Below are 21,678 nucleotides of genomic sequence, written 5' to 3' on the forward strand. Positions count from 1 at the left end.
GAACTTCCCGGAACCGTCCGTACGCGGCACCGCCCTCCTCGTCGCGAAGAACGAGGAGGGCGGGCTTCATGCGGTTTTTCGCCATCACAACACCGGGCGGCTTTGTTGGCGATGGGCCGCGGGGTCGCGCCCGGCGAGGCGGGCGCTTGTGAGAAAGCCTCTCACGGCGGAATTCAACCCTCAGCGGCATCGAGGGCAAGAATTCGCCGCGTTTCGCCCAAAATGCGGCGCGCCGTCATTCGAGATGTCCGGGAATCCCGCCGCGGCCGCGAAATTCTTCTGGGCAAAATTTCCTTGATGCCGTACGTGAAACCGAATGACCTCGCCTGCCGCGCGCCTACCGTTGGGGCATGCAGCGACAGCCATACGTGAAAAGGCCGCGGTCACGTCTCAGCTACCAGGTGGCCTACGCTCTGCGTCACCCCGGAAAGGTCTGGCCGCATCTGCGGCGGGTGACCCGCGACACGCGGCTGCGGCTCACGACCGCCGACCACGTCTCGTACTACCGGGAGGTGATGCGGGCCGACATCGCGGAGATGAACGCGGACGCCGCGATCGGCAGTCACGGCAGGGAGAGCTGGCTGCGGATCGGAAAGCTGCAGTTCGACTACCTGGTCCGGCACGGGCTGACGCCGCGCGACCGCGTGCTCGACATCGGCTGCGGCAACCTGCGCCTGGGGTGGCGGCTGATCGACCACCTGGAGCCGGGCCACTACCACGGCATCGACATCTCGCCGGAGATCCTGCTGGCCGCCGCGGACACGGTCGCGCAGCGCGGGCTGCAGTCGCGGCTGCCGCACCTGACCCTGGTGAACGACCTGACCTTCGGCTTCCTCCCCGACGCGCACTTCACCGTGGTCCACGCGCACAGCGTCTTCTCCCACAGTCCGATCGAGGTGATCGACGAGTGCCTGCGGCACGTCGGGCGCGTCCTGCACCCCGACGGCTTCTTCGACTTCACCTTCGACCGTACGGAGAAGGCCGAGCACCACGTGCTGCGCGAGGACTTCTACTACCGCACCGAGACGCTGGTGCGGCTCGCCGAGCGGTACGGCCTGAAGGCCAGGTTCATGGACGACTGGGAGCGGTCCCGGCACAAGCAGTCCAAGCTGCGCGTGACCCACTGAGGGCGTCCCCCTGACGAGTCCAGTGGGGACGCCCTCAGCGGGACGCCAACAGTGGGGACGACTACAGCGTCGTGCAGACGGCGCCGTTCAGGCGGAAGACCGTGGGGGACGGATACGCCCCCTCGTTCGCGCCGACGAAGCCGACGGAGACCGAGCCGCCCGCGGGGATCGTCCCGTTCTGTTCACCGGGGACGACCCGCACGTCCTGACCCTCCGACGTCCACGTGCCGCCCGACCCGCTGCTGACGCGTTCCCCGGCCACCGGGAAGCGGAACGCCAGCGTCCAGCCGGACACGTCGGCCGCGCCGCGGTTGGTGACGGTGACCGTGGCGACGAAGCCGCGGCCCCAGCCCTGGGTCACCCGGTAACGGACCGCGCAGGCGCTGTCCGGAGGCGTGGGAGCGGTGAAGGTCACCGGGGCGGAGGGCCGCGACAGCCGTCCGGCCCGGTCCCGGGCCAGCACGTTGACCGTGTAGGCGGCGCCGGGCTCAAGACCGCGCAGCGTCAGCGAGGTGTCCCGGGTCGTGCCCAGCAGCGTGGTCTCCGTGCCCACCTGGCGGTACACCTCGTACCGGTCCGCCCGCGGTCCCCCGGCGGCGGGCCAGCTCACGGTGACGCCGTCCGCGGTGCCGCGCGCCGCAGGCGTTCCCGGGGCCGGCGCGGGCTTCGGGCCCTTCGCCGCGCTCAGCGTCATCGTCGTCACCGAGTACGGCGGCAGCGTCGTCGTGTACGGGCCGCCCTGCTCCGCCCGGACGATCGAGTCGGCCCCGCGAGTGAAGGCGTACGTCACGGGGGTCCGCCCCGAGGGGGTGAACCCGTCGTACCGGAACCGCACGGGATAGGCGGTGGCCGGATCCTTGTTGATCAGCACGACGGACAGGTCGCCGCCGGCCCGCCGTACGGCGTGCACGGCCACCTTCGGCTGGTCGGAGGCCGCCCTGATCAGGTCGTCGCCGGGGCGGGCGGCGGTGCCGAGGATCTCGATGCCGTGGTAGGAGGGGAACGGCGTGTTGACGGGGGGCTCGCAGACGCCGTCGGCGCACTGGCCGAGCGACAGGAAGCCGATGTCCTGGAAGTCGGTCTCGCCGTCGATCGTGCTGACCTTCTCGACCGTGTTGTGGGTGTCGAACCAGTCCACGGTGAAAACGCCGTTCTCCAGCGCGGTCAGGTAGGCGTCGGCGGCGAACAGTCCGGCCGCGTGCACGTTGCGCCCGATGTTGGAGGCGACCTCGGTCAGCGCGAGCGGCACGTCGCGGCCGCCCAGGGCGGCGACGTCGGCCCGCACCTGGGCCAGCATCTCGGCGAGCCTCGGCGGGGAGGCCAGCAACGCGGTGACGTCGCCGGTCGTGTCCGGGATGCTCGTGCCCGGGTACCAGTGCACGGTGAAGAAGTCGACCTCGGAGGCCAGCGCCGGGATGACGGTGTGGTTCCAGTTCGCCGAGTCGCCCGCGGCCACCACGCCGTCCGGCCAGCTTCCGGGGATGGTGAGCACCGCCCCGACCTTTATGGCGGGATCGACGGCCTTCATCGCGCGGACGTAGTCGAGCGCGTTGCGGGCGTACGCCGCGGGGCTCTTGTCCGGGTGGTCGTCGGACTCCCAGGTGGCGCCGTAGTGGCCGTTGCCGTAGAGCTCGTTGCCGATCTCCCAGTACTTCACGCCGTACTTCTTGGTGACGTTGGCGTACCGGACCCAGCCGGCCGCCTCCTCCGGGGTCCCGGTCCCGTAGTTGGCGATCACCACCGGCTGGGCGCCGGCCGCCCTGACCGTGCGCATGAACGCGTCGAAGTCCGTGCCGGGCGCCACGGTCCCGCCCGGCGCCGTGTGGGTCTTCCAGTGATAGAGGTCGCCGTACGAGCCGCCCGGGTAGCGCACCACGGCGATGCCCGCCCGCCGGTACAGCCGCGCCACCTCCGGGTCGTTCATGTGCGCGTCCCAGATGGCGGCGTTGGCGCCGTACGCCGCCTCGTGGACGGCGCCGAGCCCGGCGTTCGCGTTGACCGTGACCGTGACGGCGTCGCCCCGCACCGGTGGGGCGGGCGGCGGCGGAGAACTCTGGGCGGGGGCCGCGGCGGCGAGCAGGGGCGCGGCCACGAGCGCGGCGAGCGGAACGGCCAGGGCTCTTCGCATGTAGTACTCCGGGTTGCGGGGAGGGGTGCTTCCAGTGCCACGAGGCTCCGACGATCGACCGCTGTGATCGTTTAGTCAAGCCCGGCGGCCGCCCGTCCGGCGCCGTCCCGGGGCCGGCGCCGATCAGCGCCGATCAGCGGTGTCCAGCGCCGGTCACGGCCATGATTCGTTCAGCCCCGCTCGGCCGCGGGTTCGGCGTCCCGCGGGCCGGTCACCCCGAGCCCTCCCTCGCCGTGCCCTCCCTCTCGGCGGGCCCGCAGGACGGTCGCCGCGGCGGCCACGGCCGGCAGCATGATGACCGCGGCGGCGATGTTGACCGCCTGGAACCCACCGGCGGCGAGGATCGGGCCCGCCAGCGCGGCCGCCACCGCCCCCGCGTAGCTCATGCCGGCGTCGGTGGCGCCCTGCAACGGGATCCGCAACCGGTCCGGTGCGGCGTTCGCCAGCAGGACCGACGCGGAGAGCATCGACGCCGACCAGCCCAGGCCGAGCACGGTGAGCGCGGTCGCGGTGAGCACGCTCCCGGCCTGCAGGGCGGCGGCGGAGAAACCGAGGACCACGGACACCGCCAGCGTCGCCAGACCGGCGAGGGCGACGCGGACCGGGCCGAACCGGTCGGCCAGCCACCCGAAGAGCGGGCTGAGCGCGTACATCCCCAGCACGTGCAGGGAGATCACCACGCCCACCAGCCGCAGCGACATGCCGTGGTGCTGCATGTGCAGCGGGGTCATGACCATGACCATGACCATCACCGCGTGCGCCACCGCGATCAGCACCACGCCGAGCCGGGCCGCCGGATGCCGCAGGGCCCAGCCCAGCGCGGCGCGCGCCCCGCCCGGGGACTCGCCCGGAGGAGCGCCGGGAGACGTGCCCGGGGATCCGCCGGGAGACGCGCCGGGGGATGCACCGTCCGCGTCCGTGGGATCACCCGCTCCGGCCGGCGCTGTGCTGGCCGCTGTGCCGGTCGCTGTGCCGGTCGCTGTGCCGGCCGCTGTGCCGGCCGCCGGGACGGGGGCGCGGGCCGCGCGCGGCAGGAACAGCGCGGCCACGGCCGCCAGCGCGAAGGACAGGACCGCGAACAGGTACGGTCCGGTCAGGGCGGGCAGGCCCAGCAGGCGGCCGGTGCGCTCGCCCGGCTCGCTCAGGTTGGGCCCCGCCACCGAGCCGATCGTGGTCGCCCAGATCACCAGCGACATCAGCCGGGCCCGGGTGGCGGCGGGCGCGCCGTCCGCCGCGGCGTACCGGGTCTGCAGGTTCACCGCCTGGGCGACGCCGAAGAGGGCGAGCCCGGCCAGCAGGACGACGACCTGTGCGACCACCGCCGCGGTGATGATCAGCACGGCGCCGGCCATCGCCAGCGCGTATCCCACCGCGAGTGACCTGCGCCGTCCGTACCGGGCCGCCAGAGCGGCCAGCGGGACCGCCGCGACCGCCGAGCCGAGCACGCTCGCGCCCTGGCCGAGCCCCGCGAACGAGGTGCCGCCCAGCCGTTCGACCAGCAGTCCGCCGACCGCGAATCCACCCGCGACCCCGATGCCGCCGAGCAGGTTGCCGGTGACGAGGAGCCCGATCCTGCGCGTCTGGAACCCCGCCCCGCTCACCGGCGGCCCCCTTCTGTCGGTGCGGCCCACCGTCCGGCGGACCGGCACCGATCGTACGCACTCGAACCGACACAACCCGGGCGCGGGCGGCGGCCCTCGGTCGCTGCTCCGGGCGGCGGGCCGCCCTATCGGGAAATCGTCCCATGACGAATTCGCGGCGCCGGTTCCCGGCAATTGCGGCGAGTGCGTTAAAAGGTGATGCCGAATCGGTCGCGGCCCTGACAGGGGGCCATTCGGGTTCTATCCTTGACGGCGTCCTTGACAGAACTTCTCGCGGATTGCGGGAGAAAACGTGCCCAAGACCACGTGTACGCCGCGAAGGGAGAAAGCGCGAAGCGAGATTTCGTGGGGAGAGGGGCTTCGTGATCGGGATGTCGAGTCTTTCATGGAGGTGATGCGGGCGCGCATCCGCGCCGACGCCGAGACGACAGGGGTGGATCTCCGGGCCCTGGAGATCCAGGTGAGGTTGCACCTGCCGCGGCTGAGCAGAACGGCGATCGTCGGATGGTCGCCTGACAAGGTCTACGAGGAGATCCGGCTGCCGGCCGTCGTACGGGCGGCGCAGGTGGAGCAGTCGGCGCAGGACGCGGCGCACCAGGCGCACGCCTCCGTCCTGCTGAACGTCGAGAAGGTGCGCCGCGACCTGAGTCTCTCGTTCACCGACGGGTACCGGACCCGGCTGCGCTTCGGGAAGGTCAGGCCCAGCGTCGGTCATCTCGTCCAGTCCCGCCTGCACTACCTGCACAGCGAGCGGGCCGACACCCTCCTCCAGTTCGGGCTGTTCCTGCCGGGCGCCACGATGCCGCTCACGTACGTGGCCTTCTCGCGGTGCGACCGGCAGTACGTCATGGAGGCGCTGGCGGGGCACGGGCTGCGGGTGGAGCCCGGCCGGGTGCTGGTCCTGACGAGGATGCACGGACTGGCCGGGATCCCGGCCAACCTCATGAGCCTGACCGTCGCCCGCGCCGTCAGGGAGATCAGGCTCGCGGACGCCGGCGACTACGTCGTCACCGCCTGCAACCCGATGCTCGGCTTCGACGGCGCCGCGTTCCTGGCGTCGGGGTTCGTCCCCGTCGCGCTGTCTCCCGTGGCGTACCGGTACGACGAGACGGGGCTCTTCCAGACGCGGCGGATGCCGGGGAGGTCGGTGCCGCAGCTTCTGGACACGCCGCGCAACGTCCTCATGATCCTCGGCGTCACCACGGCGGCGAAGCGGACCGTCCGGGCATTCGACGGCCTGATCACGGTGCCGCGGCGCACGCACTCGGGCGGTGAGCACGTGAGACCCCGGCAGGCGGACCTCGCCTCGCCCGAGTGGCGGGCCCGGCTCCTCGGCTACCGGCGGATGCTGGAGGCCTGCTGGTCGGACCGGACGGTCCACCCGCGCTACCAGGAGGAGCGGGTGGGCGACGGAGACCCGCGCGGGCAGTGCGGCGTGACGTCGGTCTGGCTCGCCCGCGAGTTGCGGGCCGGCCTGCTGCTCGAACCCGCGTACTGCTACGGCCGCCTGCGGGTCGGCCGCCGCGACGACGAGGACGTGAGCCACCACTGCTGGGTCGAGATCGGCCCGTCCCACGACCCCCGGCGGCTCGTCGTCGACCTCACCGGAGACCAGTCGAGGAGCGTGCCGGAGCCGATCGTCCTCGGCGAGCACCGGGCGCTGGCCGACCGGGGCCTGCGGTACGAGCCCACGACGAGGCTCGGCCTCGACGAACTGCCGAAGGACCGGGTGTGGCCCCGGTTCCTCGCGCTCGACGACCACCTGCTCGACGGCCATCCGCTCGACGGGCGATCGGAGGCCCGGCGATGAGGGCCCCGGGTCTCCTCCGGACGAGGGCGGCGGGCCCGGCGGACGCCCGGCCCTCGGTGCTCCTGCTCTCGTCCGACCTGCGGCGGAGATACGCCGAGGACGTCCTGACGGCGCTGGCCCTGCCCCGAGGGGCGGTCATCCAGTTCCGGTACAAGGCCGGTTACGTCGCGCGGGCCCTCCAGCGAGCGGTCGCGGACCGCTCGGTCGTCGGGCGGCGCTGCCTGCTCGGTTTCGTGGCCGACGCCCAGGCCCCGGCGCCCCTGTTCCCGACGGCGCAGTCCCCGACGGCGCAGGGTCCGGTGTCGCAGCCCCCGGTGTCGCAGGGTCCGGTGTCCCAGGGTCCGGTGTCGCGGTCCCCGGCGCCGCCGCCGTTCGTGGTGCCGGTGCGCCTCGCCGTGATCGTCGCCGCCGTCCGGGTCGCCGACATGTTCGTGTTCCGCCTGCGGGTTGACGACTACGCGAACCTGGACGACTTCCCCCTCACCGAGGCGGAGATCAGGGAAAGGGGCGCGTCGTTCGTCGCCGGGCTCGAAGCGGTCAACGGCGCCCGCTTCTACCCGGCCACCGCCCGGTTCCCCGACCCGCTCCCGCCACCGCGGACCCGTGCCGACGACCCGCACCTGTGGCTCGGCGTGGCCCGGCGGCTGGCGCAGCATCCCACCTTCAGGTCCTCCTACTTCGTACGGGTGGAGGAACCCGTGCTGGGCGACGACAGGAGGGCCGGGCTCGACGCGGCGGGCCGGCTGAGCCTCAGCGACAGCGACTCGGTGAAGGTGCGGGTCACGTTCTACGCGGACGGCTACTGCGAGCCGATGCGGCAGCTCGCCTGCGCGACCGACGGCACCTATCTCAAGATCTCCTCCGACTGGTCGTACGACCTGTCGCTCCGCTACGACACGGTGGAGTTCTGGCTCCAGCCCGAGGCGCTCGCCTTCGACGCGCTCGCGCGGGTGACGATCAGGCTGGCGGCGGACGGGCAGGCGGAGCAGGCGCCGGGCTCACTGACGACGAAGGTGGGCTTTCCCGTGGTCGTGCACCGGTCGCGGTCGCGGCTCTTCCTCCGGGTGTCCGCGAACGCGGCCGGCGCCTTCCTCGTCGCCCTGCCCGCCGTGCTCGGGCCGTCGTTCCCGTTGCACCTGCGGATGCTGTCCGCCGTCACCGGGGCGGTCCTGCTCGCCCTGGCGACCATCGTCATCTCCCGCGGCGGGAGGTGACGACCCCTGAAGTGGCGCCCCGCCGGAGAAGAGGTGGGGCCGCCGGGCGAACTCCCGGCACAGCTCCTCGAAGAGAGGCAGCAGTGCCGGGCAGCTCGCCGCGATCTTCCGTCTGGCCGTGATCTCGGTGCGCCGGTACGCCGCCCAGGTCGGCCGCAGCGGGTGATGGTCGGCGAGGAGCACGTTGACGTGGGGGAGCAGCTTGTCCAGCGCGTAGACGAACCTGCTCTCCGCGTCGCGCTGCGCCCGGTAGCCGTCGAGGTCCTCGACGAGCCAGGGGAACGTCCCGCCGAAGTCGCGGGCGATGATCTCCCGCGCCTCCTCCTCGCGTACGGCCTTCTTCTCCCGTTCGGCCGGGCCGGCGTAGACGGAGACGTCCCCCGCGTGGACCTCCGGCAGGTCGTGGACCAGCGCGTACCTGGCGATCCTGCCGAGGTCCAGCGCCGGGTCGACCAGCGGGGCGAGGCAGACGGCGGCCAGGCCCAGGGCGAAGGAGTGCTCCGCGTCGTTCTCCCGCCGCGTCACGTGCTGCGGCACGACGGAGGACCGTTCGATCAGGTACGGCGGGAAGACCAGCTCACGCATGACGGCCAGCAGAGCCGGCGCGTCGGCGGCGCCGGCATGGCCCGGCGGCAGCGGGGTGCCCGTGCCGTTCGCGTCGTCCCTCGCCATCGGGCCGCCCTCGCGTCGTCCGCCCGTACCGGGCCGCCGCGCCACGCGCGGGCCGTACGGGGTCGCCCCTGGGGACGTCCCCACCCACGTCCTCGCGCCTGGCCTTCGGGATCAGGGTAACCGACCGTGCGGACGTCCTCACATATTGATCATGTGGCCGGCCAGTCCGTGGATCGCCTCCTTCACCGCCTCGCCGAGGGTGGGATGGGCGTGGACGTTGCGCGCCACCTCGTGCACGGTCAGGTCCCACTGCTGGGCCAGCGTCAGCTCCGGCAGCAGCTCGGTGACGTCGGGCCCGATGAGGTGGGCGCCGAGGAGCTCGCCGTACTTCGCGTCGCTGAGCACCTTGACGAACCCGGCGGGGTCGGCGAGGCCGTGGGCCTTGCCGTTCGCCGTGAACGGGAACTTGACCACCTTCACGTCGAAGCCCTGCTCACGCGCCTGGGCCTCGGTGTAGCCGAAGCTCGCGATCTGCGGCTGGGAGTAGGTCGCGCGGGGGATCATCACGTAGTCGAGTTCCATGGTCTCGGCGCCGGCGATCGTCTCGGCGGCCACGATCCCCATCGACTCGGCGGCGTGCGCCAGCATGAGCTTGGCCGTGACGTCGCCGATGGCGAAGATGTGCGGGACGCTGGTGCGGCACCTGCCGTCCACGGCGATCGCGCCGCGCTCGGTCAGCCGTACGCCCGTCTTCTCCAGGCCGTATCCCTCGACGCGCGGCTGGAAGCCGATGGCCTGCAGGACCTTGCCGGCCTCCAGCACGGACGTCTCGCCGTTCCGGGAGACCGTGACCTTCACCTTCTCGCCGGTGTCGTCGATCGACTCGACCCGGGTGGAGGTCAGCACCTCGATGCCGAGCCGCCGGTAGCGCCGCGCGAGCTCGGCGGACACCTCCTGGTCCTCCAGCGGGACCATCCGGTCGAGGAACTCGACGATCGTCACCTTCACGCCGTAGTTGTGCAGCACGTACGCGAACTCGACGCCGATCGCCCCGGCGCCCGCGATGACGACGCTCTCCGGCAGCGTCTCGCTGAGGATCTGCTCCTCGTACGTCACCACGCGCTCGGACAGGGACGTCCCGGGCAGCAGGCGGGTCGTCGCCCCGGCCGCGACGATGCAGTGGTCGAAGGTGATCGTCCGCACCGAGCCGTCCGCGCCGCGCACCTCCATCGCGTCGGGGCCGGTGAAGGCGCCCCGGCCGTCGTACTCGGTGATGCCGTTCTTCTTCATCAGGTAGTGGACGCCCTTGACCCGCCCGTCCGCGACCTGCCGGCTGCGGCGGAAGGCCGCGCCGTAGTCGAGCGTGATCGGGCCGTCCGCCTGGATGCCGAACGTCTTGGTCTCGTTCGTGAGGATGTGGGCGAGCTCGGCGTTGCGCAGCAGCGCCTTGGAAGGGATGCATCCGACGTTGAGGCAGACACCACCCCAGTAGCGCTCCTCGACGACCGCCGTGCTGAGCCCGAGCTGGGCCGAGCGGACCGCGGCGGTGTAGCCGCCGGGTCCCGCGCCGAGGACCACGACATCGTAATGATCGGTCATGCACCGGACCCTACGCCGCCGCCTTCTCCCGCGTTCCCCGGGGCCGGATGGACGGGCCCGCCCGGGGTAGGGGCCGGTTACGCGCTAGACAGGGAGGAATGACCGACCATGAGCGAATTCGAGCGTTCCCGCAGGATGCCCGCCCCGGCCGACCAGGTCTTCCGGCAGGCGAGCGACGTCGGCGGTCTCGATCTGTGGATGCCGCGCGACCTGCACGTGCGCGAGGAGGAGCCGCCCGCGGTCACCGTCCACGAGGACCAGACGGGGGAGGACGAGCGCGCGCTGCTGCGGGCCGAGCAGGACCAGCTGCGCATGGAGTGGGGCACCCGGGACGTCGACCGGTACGCCGGCTGGCTGCAGGTGGCCGGCATCGACGACGACAGCAGCGACGTCACGGTGCACCTGTCCTTCTTCGACGAGGGGCACACGCCGCCCGCCGAGGCGATCGAGCGGGCACTCGACGAGAGCCTCGAACGCCTCGCCGAGCAGGTGCGCCACCAGGCCGCCTGACCCGCCGGACCCGTTCCCCGGAGGACGGTTCGCGGAGCCGCGCGCAGGCGCACGGCACGGCTCGCCGGGACCCCCGTGCCGCAGGGACCGCCGCGCCGCCGTGTCCATGCGCCGCCGTGTCCATGCGCCGCCGTGTCCATGCGCCGCCGTGTCCATGCGCCGCCGTGGCCGCCGTGTCCATGCGCCGCCGGGTCTACCCGCCGGTGCCGTCCGCGTCCGGCCCGGCGGCCGGGTTCCCGGCCCTGGCGGTGTCGGCATGAGCGGTGCCGGCAGGCGCGGTGCCGGGCTGAGCGCCTTCGGCCGGGGCTGTGTCGGCCGGGGCGGCGTCGGCGGGGGCGGTGGGCCGGGGCAGCGGAAGGGTGAAGGCCGAGGCCCGGGCCCCGGCCAGGCCGAGGACCTGCCTTATCCACGCCTCCAGACCCGTGGGGTCCGGCGAGATCATCCCGTTGGGTTCCGGCGAGGTCGGCGCCGTGGGGTCCGGTGAGACCAGGCCCGCCGGGTCCGGAGAGGACGGCCACGCTCCCGCACGGCCGATCGGGCGTCCGACCTCGGACGGCTCGACGGCGGGCGGTCGCGTGTCCTCGGTCATGCGGATACTCCTTGTCTTCAGCGGCATCGGCTACAGGGTGTCCCCGGCGGGGGGCGTCATCGGCATTCCCCCGTCGCCGGCCTGCCGGCCGTGCCCACGGGCCGCCGCGGGTTCAGCTTCGCACCGCCCGGGGCGGACGCCCGCGTACCTCCTCGTGATCGTTCCGCGTGTCGGCGCGCCCTCCGCCGGCCCTCCCAGGGCCTCCCGTGGACGCGGCGCGGCTGTACGGCTTCGGGTCGTCTTCCCGGGACGCGGCGGTTCATCCGCGGACGTCCGTCCTCCGCCCCGAAGGGGCGGGAGATCGGTGAGGAGGAACCCACGGAACGGCAAAGCCCTGTCCCCGATCTTGGCGTCCGACGGCGGGCGCCCCGGCGCCGCGTGTGTCCTTGGAGCCGACTCGCCCACTTCCGAGGAGGCCGAACATGAGGAAACTGCTGTATGCCGGCGCGGTCGCGCTCAGCCTGCTGGCCGCCGGATGCGGCGGTGCCGGTGACAACGAGGCGAACCGTGTCGCCAACGACCGGGTCGAAGAGCCGACCCCGGCGGAGCCCTCCGAGTATCCCTCGGGGACGGTCGCGCCGAGCACCGGAGTCCCGGCGACGCCGACCTCTCCCGTCCAGGCCACCCCGACCGGTCCCGCGCGTCTCGACGCGGCGTCCACCTCGCTCGGCACCGTGCTGGCCGGCGTGGACGGCCGGACGGTCTACCTGTTCACCAAGGACAAGGGCGGCGTCTCCGCCTGCACGCAGGCCTGCGCCGCGGCCTGGCCGCCGGTGCTCACCGCGGGCACGCCCCAGCCGGGCTCGGGAGTGCGCGCCGACCTGCTGGGGACGATCAGACGGCCGGACGGCGGCACCCAGGTGACCTACAACAAGCACCCGCTGTACTACTACGCCAAGGACCGGAAGGCCGGGGACGTGACCGGCCAGAACGTCCGCGACTTCGGCGGCGAGTGGTACGCCGTCACCCCCGAGGGGAAGAGGGCCAAGCACTGACGCCCGGGCCGTTCGAGGCCCGCCATCCGCCCTCCCGTACGGCCCCCGCCGGGCCGTACGGGAGGGCGGTTTTCCGTGTCCCTCACCACAGCCGGGGCGGCCTGTCGGCCAACCCTGAGGATCACCTGGCTTCAACTGCTCAGAGCCCACTAGGCTTAGGGGCAATCCGCCCTGTGTCCGCGGCCGCTTGATCGTTTGAGAGTGGGCTCGCGATGGCATCGGACGCGTCGTCTGTATTGGAGAACGTCCTCACCGGCATGGCCGGTCTGTTCGGCGTCGACGGCGCCGCGTTGATGCTCCTCGACGCGCAGGACCGCCTTCGCGCGATCGGTGCGACGGACGACGACGGGGTCCTGCTGGAGTCCGCCCAGGAATACGTGGGCGACGGCCCGGCCATCGCGAGCGCCGCGAGCGGCGGTCTCGTCGCGATCCACGATCTGCACGCCGATCGCCCCCTGGGGTTCCCGCACGTGGCCGTCCACGCACTCCCGGTCCGGGCCGTCCTCTCCGTACCTCTCGTCGAGGGCGGGGAGCTCATCGGCGTCCTGGACTTCTACGCCCGAGCGGGGCACGTCTGGGACCGCACAGAGGTGGAAGCCGGTTACCGCCTCGGTGAGCTGATGGTCATCGTTCTGCAGGTCCTGGCAGAGAACAGGACTGATCGCGCCCCTCTGGGGCAGTTGTGATGGCCGAATCGCCACCTCTCCCACGGCCACGGCGGTGCGAGGTGAGGTTCACGAGAGGATACGGAATGACCCATATCGATCCTGAGGCTCTTGTCGCCAGCCTGCGACGTCTGCAGAAGGACAGGTCGGCGACCGGGATCGTGCACCACCTCGAGCGCATCGTCCAGGTGGTCGATCGGCTTTTCGGCTACTCCGGCGCCGGCCTGATGTTCGCCGAGGAGGATCGCACCCTGCGCTACCTTTTCGCGACGGACGAGCGCGGCCGCAGCCTCGAACGGGCCCAGGCGGTGACGAGCCAGGGCCCGTGCGTTGCGGCGTACGTGGGGGACACCGCGGTGACGACGGTCGACGTGCGGGCCGACCGGCGGTGGCCGGCTCTGCGTGACCTGTTGCACCCCGAAGTACGCGGGGTGGCGGGGGTGCCGATCCGGCTCGGCGGTGTGCCCGTGGGCACCCTGAACGTCTACCAGGACGCGCCGCACGAGTGGCAGGAGACCGACACCCAGGCCCTCCACGCGTACGCGCACGTGATCGAGCAGGTCCTGCTCGCGTCCATGGAGGCGGACGAGAAGGCGGTGCTCGCCGACCAGCTCCAGTACGCCCTGGACTACCGGGTCGTGATCGAGCGGGCCATCGGCTATCTCATGGGCAAGCACGATCTGACCGCGTCACAGGCGTTCACGGGACTGCGCAAGCAGGCCAGGGACAGCAGACGGAAGGTATCCGAGCTCGCGGCGGAGCTGCTGGGCGAGCAGGGTCCGCGGAATGTTGCGAATCCAGACCACGTCGTCTGAGGCCGGCGTCGGGCTCGTCCTGAGCGGCGACCTGGACCTGTCGGGGGCGCCGGAGTTCCGCGCGTGCCTGGGGCAGGTCCTGGAGACCTGCCGGCCCGGGCACGTCGAGGTCGACCTGTCCGGGGTCGGCTTCCTGGACTGCGCGGGCGCCCGGAGCCTGCTGTGGGCCGACGAGCGCATCCGGAGCTGGGGCGGCAGCGTGACCTTCCACCACCCCGGCAGAAGCCCGTTGCGCCTGCTGCGGCTGCTGGGCTTCGACGCCGCGCTGTCCATCCGGGTGGCGAAGCGGGTGCCGCTCGTCCAGCCCACCGCCCAGGCCCGTCCTCGGCTCAACTGACCCGCGCCCGGACGATAGTCTGGCCGTGATGTATCGACTCGTGTTCACGCAGGTCCTGAGCCGCCTCGACGCCGAGGCCGCCCACCATCTCACGATCAGACTGCTCCGCCTGCTCGCGATGTTCCCGCCCCTCACGCGGCTGCTGCACCGGCTGCTCGCGCCGCGGGCGGAGTCGCTGCGCGTCCAGGCGTTCGGCGTCCACTTCCCCTCGCCGTTCGGGCTCGCCGCCGGGTTCGACAAGGACGCCCGGTGTGTCGAGCCGCTCTCGGCGATCGGCTTCGGGCACGTCGAGGTCGGCACGATCACCGCGCACGCCCAGCCGGGGAACCCGCGCCCGCGGCTGTTCCGGCTGCCCGAGAGCCGCGCGGTCATCAACCGGATGGGCTTCAACAACGCGGGAGCGGCCGCCGCCGCCACCCGGCTGCGCCGGGTGCGGCATCTCCCGGCGGTGGTCGGCGTCAACATCGGCAAGACCAAGGTGGTGCCCGAGTCCGAGGCCGTACGGGACTACGTGGACAGCGCCCGCAGGCTGGCGCCGCTCGCCGACTACCTGGTCGTCAACGTCAGCTCGCCCAACACCCCGGGCCTGCGCGACCTCCAGGCGGTCGACCGCCTGAGGCCGCTGCTCTCGGCGGTGAAGGAGGCGGCCGGGCGCACCCCGCTGCTCGTGAAGATCGCGCCGGACCTGGCGGACGAGGACGTGGACGCGGTGGCCGAGCTCGCCGCCGACCTGGACCTCGCCGGGATCATCGCGACCAACACCACGATCAGCCGTACGGGCGTCTCCAGCACCGAGACCGGAGGGCTGTCCGGACGGCCCCTCAAGAGCCGCTCGCTCGAAGTGCTGCGCCGCCTGCACCAGAAGGCCGGTGACCGGCTCACGATCGTCTCCGTCGGAGGCGTGGAGGACGTCGACGACGTGTGGGAACGGCTGCTCGCCGGGGCCACCCTCGTCCAGGGATACACCGGCCTGATCTACGAGGGCCCGCTGTGGCCGTCCCGCATCAACCGGCGGCTCGCCCGCCGGCTGCGGCGGCACGGATACGGCTCGGTCCGCGAAGTGATCGGCCGGACCGCCTGAACCCCGTTCTCTCGGATAGGAAGACCGTCATGAGCGTGAAGACCTACACCGTCGAAGGCATGACCTGCGGCCACTGCGTCAGCTCCGTGAAGGAGGAGGTCGGGGAGATCCCCGGCGTCACCGGCGTCGAGGTCGATCTCGGCAGCGGCCGCCTGGAGGTCTCCGGCGACGTCACCGACGACGCCGTGCGCGAGGCCGTGAAGGAGGCCGGTTACACCCTGGTGTGACCCGGCCGGCCTCTGTGGCGGAAGGGCCGAACGCGATCTTTTCGGGGGGAAAGTGCGAGATCATGCATGGGCGACGTCTCGCAGCCCGCCCCGACGAGAACTGGTAAGCGTGACACCCCCATGAGCGCCATCTACGACCAGGCCGACGGCGAGAGGATCGCCGTGGCCGACAGCGGTGATCTCGTGAGCATCGTCAACCGCTCCGGGAGGATCGTCGTCGCGAAGAAGGACGTCCGCAGGCTCGCGGAGCGGATCCTCGCCGCGGCGGGCCGGATGGCCGTCGTCCTGTTCCCGCCCGCCCTGCGGAAGGACACCCTGTCGGTCGCCGCACGGTCCGGCGGCTGGACGGTCCGCGTCTCGCCGAAGAACGGCGCACGCGTGCTCGCGGAGATCGACCCGCAGGGGCTCGGGCCGGACGACGCCTACGAGTTCGCCGCCGCCGTCGCGGTGGCCGCCCACCACATCGGCGACGCCGCCCACGCCGACCTGAGCCTGACCACGAGGATCCGGGAGGTCATCGAGGCCCACCGGGACCTCGACACCGAGAAGATCGCCGCCGCCATCGTGGCCGAGGTCCTCGACGGCGCCTGACCGTCACATGCTGGGGCGGGTGGAGTCGGCGGAGAGGCTCAGCTCGTGCAGGTGACGCATGACCTCCTGGACGGTGACGATCCCCGGGCGGTGCCGGCGCCGGCCGGTGCCGCCGCGCTGCCAGGGCCGGGGCCCCGAGAGCGGGCGATACTCGACGCCGATCGCGTCCAGCCGCCCGAGATGCCTGCCGAGACGGCGGGCGAAGTCCTCGGACGCGGGCGGGCCGCCGGTCCAGGCGACCTCCGCCGCCGCGCAGCCCCGGGGCCAGGCGCGGTAGTCGAGCGAACGGCCGTCCGGGATGCGCTCGCTCCACAGCTGGAACTGCGTCCCGACGACCCGGGCCCGCTCCTCGGGCGACCACGACGCGGGCGCCGGCTCGAACGCCGCCACGTCGGCCACCGTGATCGCGTCACCCAGGCCGGCCGGCTCCTCGGGTGAGGCGGCCTCGGCGTAGTCGAAGTACATCGGGAAGACCGGCGTCGCCACCACGTCGTGCCCCGCCGCGGCGGCCCGCCGGGCGACGTGCTCGCCGCGCCACGGCATCACGATCGTGTCCGGCCTGAGCCCGCCGCTGACGAACGCCTCGTCCCACACCACCGCCCGGCTGCCGCGCTCGGCCAGCGCGTCGGCCAGCCGCCGCAGGAACCACGCGTGCAGGTCGCCCGTGCTCTCCAGCCCCAGCGACGCGCGGTACGCCGAGATCTCGGCCGAGGCGGCCCAGTCGTCCAGCACGCACTCGTCCCCGCCGATGTGGAAGTACGGCACCTCGCCCAGGGCGTCGGCGATCTCACCGAAGACGGTGAGCAGGAAGTCGACGGTCGCCGGAAGCGGGGAGAGGATCGCCGGCGAGATGCCCCACCGGTCGAGCACCCGGTAGCGCTCGCCCGGTCGCGACGCGAGCGCCGGATAGGCGGCCAGCACGGCCGAGGCGTGTCCCGGCACGTCGATCTCCGGCACGACGACGACCGCCCGCGCCCGGGCGTAGGCCGCGATCTCGGCCAGGTCGGCGAGCGTGTAGTGACCGCCGTGCGGGACGTCATCGAAGGCGAGGTCCTCCCCGTGATGGCTGACGACCGTGCGAGGGCGGTGCGAGCCCACCTCGTGCAGCAGCGGGAACGCCCTGCTCTCCACCCGCCAGCCCTGGTCGTCGGCCAGGTGCAGGTGGAGCCGGTTCAGCTTGTGCGACGCCATCAGGTCGATCATGCGCAGCACCTCCCGCTTGGGCAGGAAGCTGCGGGACACGTCGAGATGCGTGCCGCGCCAGGCGAAGGCCGGTGCGTCCGCCACCCGCCCGCAGGGGAGGGTCCAGCGTGTCCCGGGCGGAAGGGCCGACCGGAAGGCCTCGTCCGGCAGCGCCTGCCGCAGCGTCTGCGCCGCGTAGAAGGCGCCCGCCCGGTCCCCGGCCGCGATGCGCACGCCGTCCGGGGCGATCGTGAGCACGTACGCCTCCGGTCCGAGCCGGGGGTCCTCCTCCACCCGCAGGGCCGCCGTGGCGGCGTCGCCGGGCCGCGGGTCGAGCACGCCGAGCGCGAGCCGTACGGCGTCGCAGAGGGCGGCCGGGCCCGACACGACGGCCCCGGGTGCGATCTCGGCCGTCCCGGCGCCCGTCTCGATCGACCTCGGCAGGGGAAGCAGGTCATCCATCCCGCGATGATGCCAAACCCCACCGACAGGCACGACACGGCGTCCACAGGCCGGCCGGAGTCCCCGGCGGCCGCCTCTACTGAGTGGTGAGGTAGGCCTTGAGGCCCTTCGCCAGCGACTCGGCGATGGTCTGCCGGAAGCTCGCGTCCCTGAACCTGCGGGCCTCGCCGGCGTTGCGCATGTTGCCGCACTCGATGAAGATCTTCGGCACGGTCGACAGGTTGAGCCCGCCGAGGTCGCTGCGGTAGTTCAGCGCCTGCCTGCCGATGTAGGTCGAGTACGGCAGCCCGGTGCCGTTGTGGAAGGCGTCGCGGACCTTCCGGCCCAGCCGCTGGGAGTCGCCGACGACCGGGTCGACCGGCCCGCCGATCTTCTTCGGCATGATGACGTGGAACCCGTGCGCGCCGGGCGCCGCTCCGTCGCCGTGGATGGAGATCGCGGCGTCCGCGTGCGCCTTGTTGCCGATCGCGGCCCGCTGGTTGATGCACGGGCCCCAGCCGGTGTTGTCCGCCCGCGTGAGCCTGACCGTCGCGCCCTGGTCCCGCAGCAGCCGGGCGAGCCGGTTGGACACGTCCCAGGTGAAGGCCGCCTCGGTGTAGCCGTCGTTCGTCGACGTCCCGGTGGTGTCGCAGGCCTTCCTCTGGGTGAGGATGTTCACCTGCCTGTTGATCTCCCGGGTGTGCCGGAAGTTGCCCCCGTTGTGGCCCGGGTCGATCACCACGATCTTGCCGCTCAGCGGCCGGGCGGCGGACTCGGACGCCGTACGGGTGACCGGGCTGGCCGTTCCGGTGTCCGGGGCGGCCGGCGTGCCGTCAGCGGAGCCCGCAGCGGTGCCGCCGGCCGTGCCCGAGGCGGTGTCCGGGGCCGCGGCCGGCGGAGAGGCGGCCGGGGCCGCGGCCCCCGTGCCGGTGGCCTCACCGCCGCCGCAGGCGGCGGCGCCGAACCCGCACAGGGCCAGGGCTGCGGCGGCGAGCGGGCGTCTGATCACGCTGGAAGTCCCTTCCCGGAGGTGTGGTCTCACCAACCTAACCGGAAGGGGCTCGTGATCAGACCGTTATGCCGGGAACCTGGCTATCCAGGCCGGCTCGGGGATCTCCTGCCGGTGCAGGAGGGCGGCCAGCTCACGGGCGTCCTCGGCGTCGAGGCCCAGCACCACACGGGGCCGTCCCCACGGATGGTCGATCGAGTGGGCGACGTAGCTCGCCACCGACTCCGCGACGTCCTCGCCGTCCAGCCCCCGGCTCTCCCGCCAGTGCGCCCAGGCCCGCTCCAGCTCGACCGCGGCCCGCTGGGCGCAGGAGACCAACTCAGGATCACGCATGAATCCCCCCGATTCTCGGTCACCGGCCCGCGGGAAGCCACTCGGCGACCCGCCGGGGGGCCGGCGTCACGGCCGCAGTCAACACCGGCCGCGAGGGGACACGTCGCCGGTTGACCTAGCTTTTGGCGTCGCTTGGCGCGGGGCCGGTGCTGCGCCGTACGACGAGCTGGGGGGTCACCTGCCGCAGCCGCGCGGTCTGGCCCGGCTCGGTGATGCGGTCGCTCAGCAGCGCCGCCGCCGAGCGGCCCATGGCCCGCCGGGGCTGGTCCACGCTGGTCAGCGAGATGTGGGTGACGGACGCCAGGTGCGTGTTGTCGTACCCGACGACCGACAGGTCCTCGGGCACCCGCAGGCCCAGCTCGCTCGCCGCGGACAGCACGCCCATGGCCACGATGTCGTTCGCCGCGAAGATCGCCGTCGGACGGGGTTCGCGCCGCAGCAGCGCCAGCGCCGCGCGCCGGCCGCCCTCCTCGCTGAAGTCGCCGTGCTCGACCATGATGTACGGCGCCAGGGCGTGGCGGCGCATGGCCACCAGGTATCCCTCGCAGCGGCAGCGGGCCGCCGACGACGGAGCGCCCTCGATGTGGGCGATGCGCCGGTGCCCCTGCTCCACGAGGTGGTCGACGGCGAGGCGGGCGCCGTACTGGTCGTCGTCGACGACGATGTCCACGCCCTCGAGTTCGACGTCGCGCTCGCCCACCACCACGGTCGGGGTGTACGCCGCGGCCTCGGCCAGCGTGTCGCTGGAGGGCGCGACGCCGAGCAGGACGAGGCCGTCCACGCGCAGTTCCAGGAAGGCCTCCACGGCCTCGTCCTCGAACGCCGGGTCCCAGCGGCCGCTGCCGATCAGCAGCCGCAGCCCGTCGCCGTGCAGGCTCTCCTGCAGGCCGTCGAGGAACTCGGCGTAGAACGGGTTGTGCAGGTCGGCCACGAGAGCGCCCACCAGGTGGGTCCGCCCCTCGACGAGGCTGCGCGCCACCGCGTTCGGCCGGTAGCCGAGCTCGCGGGCGGCCTGCAGCACCGCTTCCCTGCGGTGCTCGCTGACGTGCGGGGAACCCCGCAGTACGAGTGACACCAGCGACTTGGAGACGCCGGCGCGTTCGGCCACGTTGCGGATCGTGGGACGTGGCCGAGGGCTGAACCCGTCGGACAGTCCGCAGTCGGGTATCCCGACCCCGGCGTCTTTCCGGGCAGTGGTCTGCATGGACGGTCCTGACATGGTTCTCCCCACGATGCGTGGACGTGCACCTGACACACCAAACGATCGAGTTGCCCTGAGGGTACGGGTTGACCGCCTTAAGAGCGCCTTAAAGCGGGATCATTCCTTCCCAGCGGGTGTGGGAAGGGTAGCCGGAACGCGGGTACGGCGCCCGCCGCGGATGCGGTTCCGGGGTCGACCCTTGATCTGCCCGATCCCCCCATAACGAGGACGATTCGCTAGGGTGCGGGATGTGGGTGCCACACGCCAAGCGGAGGAGGGCGCACGGCCGGCGCGGCGCAGGCTGAGCGTCGACAGGCGGCGGGAAGAGCTCATCGCCGCGGCGCTGGAGCTGTTCAGCAGGCATGACGCCGAGGACGTCTCGATCGACGACGTGGCGGTCACCGCGGGCGCTTCCCGGGCGCTCGTCTACCACTACTTCGGGGGCAAGCAGGAGCTCTACGTGGCCGCCCTGCGCAGCGCCGCCGCCGAGTTACAGGCGCGGTTGCAGCCGCAGAGCGAAGGCGGGCCCCTGGAGCGGCTCGCGCTGGGCCTGACGCGCTACTTCGACTTCGTGGAGGAGCGCGCGGCCGGGTTCGCCGCGCTGCTCAGGGGTGGCCCGGCCAACCGCGCGGGCGAGATCGGCGAGATCGTGGACGGCGTGCGGCAGCGCATGCTCCGCATGATCACCTATGAGCTGGGCGTCGAGACGCCCGGCCCGGCGCTGCGCGTCACGCTGAGGTCGTGGATCGCGTCGGTGGAGACGGCCGGGCTCGACTGGCTGGAGCACCGCGACATGGCGCGGGACGACCTGGAGCGGCTGCTGGTGGGCCAGGTGGTCGCGCTCCTGGAGGTGGCCGGTGGGCACGACCCCGAAGTCGGGACGCTGCTGGGCTCTCCGGCGCTCGTGCCGGGTGGCGAGCCGGTCCCCTGAACCGGATCAGGTCAATCGCCGAACGGGCCGGTCTGATCGCCGAACGGTCGGGTGCGCTCCCCGTACGGGGACGGCGAGGGCGCCTGCTCCGGGCGTTCCGGTAAGGATCGGATCGCCGTGGAGGCAGGGAAGAAAGGCGCACGGGACAGCGTGCGCGGGGAGGCGCCGGGCGGGCGGCGCCGGCCCCAGATCCCTCCCGTGACCGGTGATCGGTCACGGGAGCATGGTGGGCGCGCTCACATCCCCGACGCGAGCGCGCCGTCGTTCCCCCGTGACGCGGCGGCCACGTCCTACTCGGACCGCTGCTGCGGAATCCCCGCGAGCAGTGCGCGGACCTCGGTCTCCCGGTACCGCCGGTGACCGCCGAGGGTGCGGATCGACGTCAACTTGCCCGCCTTCGCCCACCGCGTGACGGTCTTCGGGTCGACGCGGAACATCGTGGCGACCTCCGCCGGGGTGAGCAGTGGCTCGGCCTCGGGTGTACGAGCTGACATTTGTGCGGCCTCTCCTCCGTGTGGACCGTCGGCAGCGATCCTCCGACTTGTCTGACGCTCGTGCCGCTCCGTACAGCACAATGCTGTCGGCGCGGCACTGTCACGGATGTCCGTCAATGATCCAAAAACGTGCGGTTTCTAGGATCATTTACGGCATCACCCGATGTGACCATACAGCCACGTAGC

General features: G+C 72.5%; 21 protein-coding genes. 11 read left to right on the top strand and 10 right to left on the bottom strand.

The genetic code is table 11. The annotated features are described in order from the left end of the window. The first annotated feature begins 350 nt into the window (after positions 1-350). The gene (locus HHX40_RS33020; RefSeq protein ID WP_182883719.1) at positions 351-1,127 is read left to right on the top strand and encodes a class I SAM-dependent methyltransferase; all 777 of its coding nucleotides are present in this window, start codon (positions 351-353) and stop codon (positions 1,125-1,127) included. Between the two features lie 61 nt (positions 1,128-1,188). Here the strand turns inward: HHX40_RS33020 and HHX40_RS38025 are convergent, their stop codons facing one another. Next, positions 1,189-3,255, bottom strand: a complete 2,067-nt coding sequence (locus HHX40_RS38025) for a cellulose binding domain-containing protein (RefSeq protein WP_182883720.1) — start codon at positions 3,253-3,255, stop codon at positions 1,189-1,191. A 170-nt stretch (positions 3,256-3,425) separates the two neighbouring features. Next, positions 3,426-4,856 carry an MFS transporter gene (locus tag HHX40_RS33030; RefSeq protein WP_182883721.1) on the bottom strand — a complete coding sequence of 477 codons (1,431 nt, stop codon included), beginning with the start codon at positions 4,854-4,856 and terminating at the stop codon, positions 3,426-3,428. 394 nt (positions 4,857-5,250) lie between these two features. Here HHX40_RS33030 and HHX40_RS33035 point away from each other — a divergent pair, with 394 nt between their 5' ends. Then, positions 5,251-6,666, top strand: coding sequence for a hypothetical protein (locus HHX40_RS33035; protein WP_182883722.1), 1,416 nt, complete (start codon positions 5,251-5,253; stop codon positions 6,664-6,666). A gap of 998 nt (positions 6,667-7,664) precedes the next feature. Here the strand turns inward: HHX40_RS33035 and HHX40_RS38030 are convergent. Then, positions 7,665-8,636, bottom strand: coding sequence for an HD domain-containing protein (locus tag HHX40_RS38030; protein ID WP_182883723.1), 972 nt, complete (start codon positions 8,634-8,636; stop codon positions 7,665-7,667). A 54-nt stretch (positions 8,637-8,690) separates the two neighbouring features. Further along, on the bottom strand, positions 8,691-10,091 hold the full coding sequence (gene lpdA, locus HHX40_RS33045) for a dihydrolipoyl dehydrogenase (RefSeq protein WP_182883724.1): 1,401 nt from the start codon (positions 10,089-10,091) through the stop codon (positions 8,691-8,693). Between the two features lie 108 nt (positions 10,092-10,199). Here lpdA and HHX40_RS33050 point away from each other — a divergent pair, with 108 nt between their 5' ends. Next, the gene (locus tag HHX40_RS33050; RefSeq protein WP_117408520.1) at positions 10,200-10,601 is read left to right on the top strand and encodes an SRPBCC family protein; all 402 of its coding nucleotides are present in this window, start codon (positions 10,200-10,202) and stop codon (positions 10,599-10,601) included. 193 nt (positions 10,602-10,794) lie between these two features. Here HHX40_RS33050 and HHX40_RS33055 read toward each other — a convergent pair whose 3' ends face one another. After that, entirely contained in the window at positions 10,795-11,190 is a 396-nt protein-coding gene (locus tag HHX40_RS33055) for a hypothetical protein (protein WP_182883725.1), read from the bottom strand. 422 nt (positions 11,191-11,612) lie between these two features. Here HHX40_RS33055 and HHX40_RS33060 point away from each other — a divergent pair, with 422 nt between their 5' ends. The 7 genes from HHX40_RS33060 (at position 11,613) to HHX40_RS33090 (ending at position 15,901) form a co-directional block, all read left to right on the top strand. Next, positions 11,613-12,185: a hypothetical protein gene (locus tag HHX40_RS33060; RefSeq protein ID WP_182874939.1), complete on the top strand. Its 573-nt coding sequence runs from the start codon at positions 11,613-11,615 to the stop codon at positions 12,183-12,185. A 212-nt stretch (positions 12,186-12,397) separates the two neighbouring features. Further along, positions 12,398-12,871, top strand: a complete 474-nt coding sequence (locus HHX40_RS33065) for a GAF domain-containing protein (RefSeq protein WP_182883726.1) — start codon at positions 12,398-12,400, stop codon at positions 12,869-12,871. A gap of 65 nt (positions 12,872-12,936) precedes the next feature. Next, a complete protein-coding gene (locus HHX40_RS33070; protein WP_165900800.1) occupies positions 12,937-13,665 on the top strand; it encodes a GAF and ANTAR domain-containing protein in 729 nt (242 codons plus the stop codon). Then, positions 13,637-14,002: an STAS domain-containing protein gene (locus HHX40_RS33075; protein WP_182874937.1), complete on the top strand. Its 366-nt coding sequence runs from the start codon at positions 13,637-13,639 to the stop codon at positions 14,000-14,002. The genes HHX40_RS33070 and HHX40_RS33075 overlap by 29 nt, the downstream gene beginning before the upstream one ends. Before the next feature lie 28 nt (positions 14,003-14,030). Beyond that, positions 14,031-15,083: a quinone-dependent dihydroorotate dehydrogenase gene (locus tag HHX40_RS33080; RefSeq protein WP_182883727.1), complete on the top strand. Its 1,053-nt coding sequence runs from the start codon at positions 14,031-14,033 to the stop codon at positions 15,081-15,083. Positions 15,084-15,112: 29 nt separating this feature from the next. After that, positions 15,113-15,310, top strand: coding sequence for a heavy-metal-associated domain-containing protein (locus HHX40_RS33085; RefSeq protein WP_117408511.1), 198 nt, complete (start codon positions 15,113-15,115; stop codon positions 15,308-15,310). 120 nt (positions 15,311-15,430) lie between these two features. Continuing rightward, positions 15,431-15,901 (top strand): hypothetical protein, encoded by a 471-nt coding sequence (locus tag HHX40_RS33090; RefSeq protein WP_117408510.1) that lies wholly within the window; start codon positions 15,431-15,433, stop codon positions 15,899-15,901. 3 nt (positions 15,902-15,904) lie between these two features. Here HHX40_RS33090 and HHX40_RS33095 read toward each other — a convergent pair whose 3' ends face one another. The 4 genes from HHX40_RS33095 to HHX40_RS33110 form a co-directional block, all read right to left on the bottom strand. After that, positions 15,905-17,545: a beta-N-acetylhexosaminidase gene (locus HHX40_RS33095; RefSeq protein WP_182883728.1), complete on the bottom strand. Its 1,641-nt coding sequence runs from the start codon at positions 17,543-17,545 to the stop codon at positions 15,905-15,907. A gap of 76 nt (positions 17,546-17,621) precedes the next feature. Then, the gene (locus HHX40_RS33100; RefSeq protein ID WP_182883729.1) at positions 17,622-18,533 is read right to left on the bottom strand and encodes an N-acetylmuramoyl-L-alanine amidase; all 912 of its coding nucleotides are present in this window, start codon (positions 18,531-18,533) and stop codon (positions 17,622-17,624) included. A gap of 66 nt (positions 18,534-18,599) precedes the next feature. Further along, positions 18,600-18,866, bottom strand: a complete 267-nt coding sequence (locus HHX40_RS33105) for a hypothetical protein (RefSeq protein WP_138461723.1) — start codon at positions 18,864-18,866, stop codon at positions 18,600-18,602. 115 nt (positions 18,867-18,981) lie between these two features. After that, positions 18,982-20,085 carry a LacI family DNA-binding transcriptional regulator gene (locus tag HHX40_RS33110; RefSeq protein ID WP_117410313.1) on the bottom strand — a complete coding sequence of 368 codons (1,104 nt, stop codon included), beginning with the start codon at positions 20,083-20,085 and terminating at the stop codon, positions 18,982-18,984. Positions 20,086-20,317: 232 nt separating this feature from the next. On the opposite strand from HHX40_RS33110, the gene HHX40_RS33115 reads away from it, so the two are divergent. Beyond that, positions 20,318-20,998, top strand: a complete 681-nt coding sequence (locus HHX40_RS33115) for a TetR/AcrR family transcriptional regulator (RefSeq protein ID WP_310738386.1) — start codon at positions 20,318-20,320, stop codon at positions 20,996-20,998. Between the two features lie 290 nt (positions 20,999-21,288). On the opposite strand, the gene bldC is transcribed toward HHX40_RS33115, so the two are convergent. Next, complete coding sequence (gene bldC / locus HHX40_RS33120; protein WP_013133571.1) at positions 21,289-21,492, bottom strand: developmental transcriptional regulator BldC; 204 nt, start codon at positions 21,490-21,492, stop codon at positions 21,289-21,291. Positions 21,493-21,678: the final 186 nt, after the last annotated feature.

Origin of the sequence: Microbispora sp. H10949 (assembly GCF_014161435.1) — a bacterium.
Lineage (GTDB): Bacteria > Actinomycetota > Actinomycetes > Streptosporangiales > Streptosporangiaceae > Microbispora > Microbispora triticiradicis.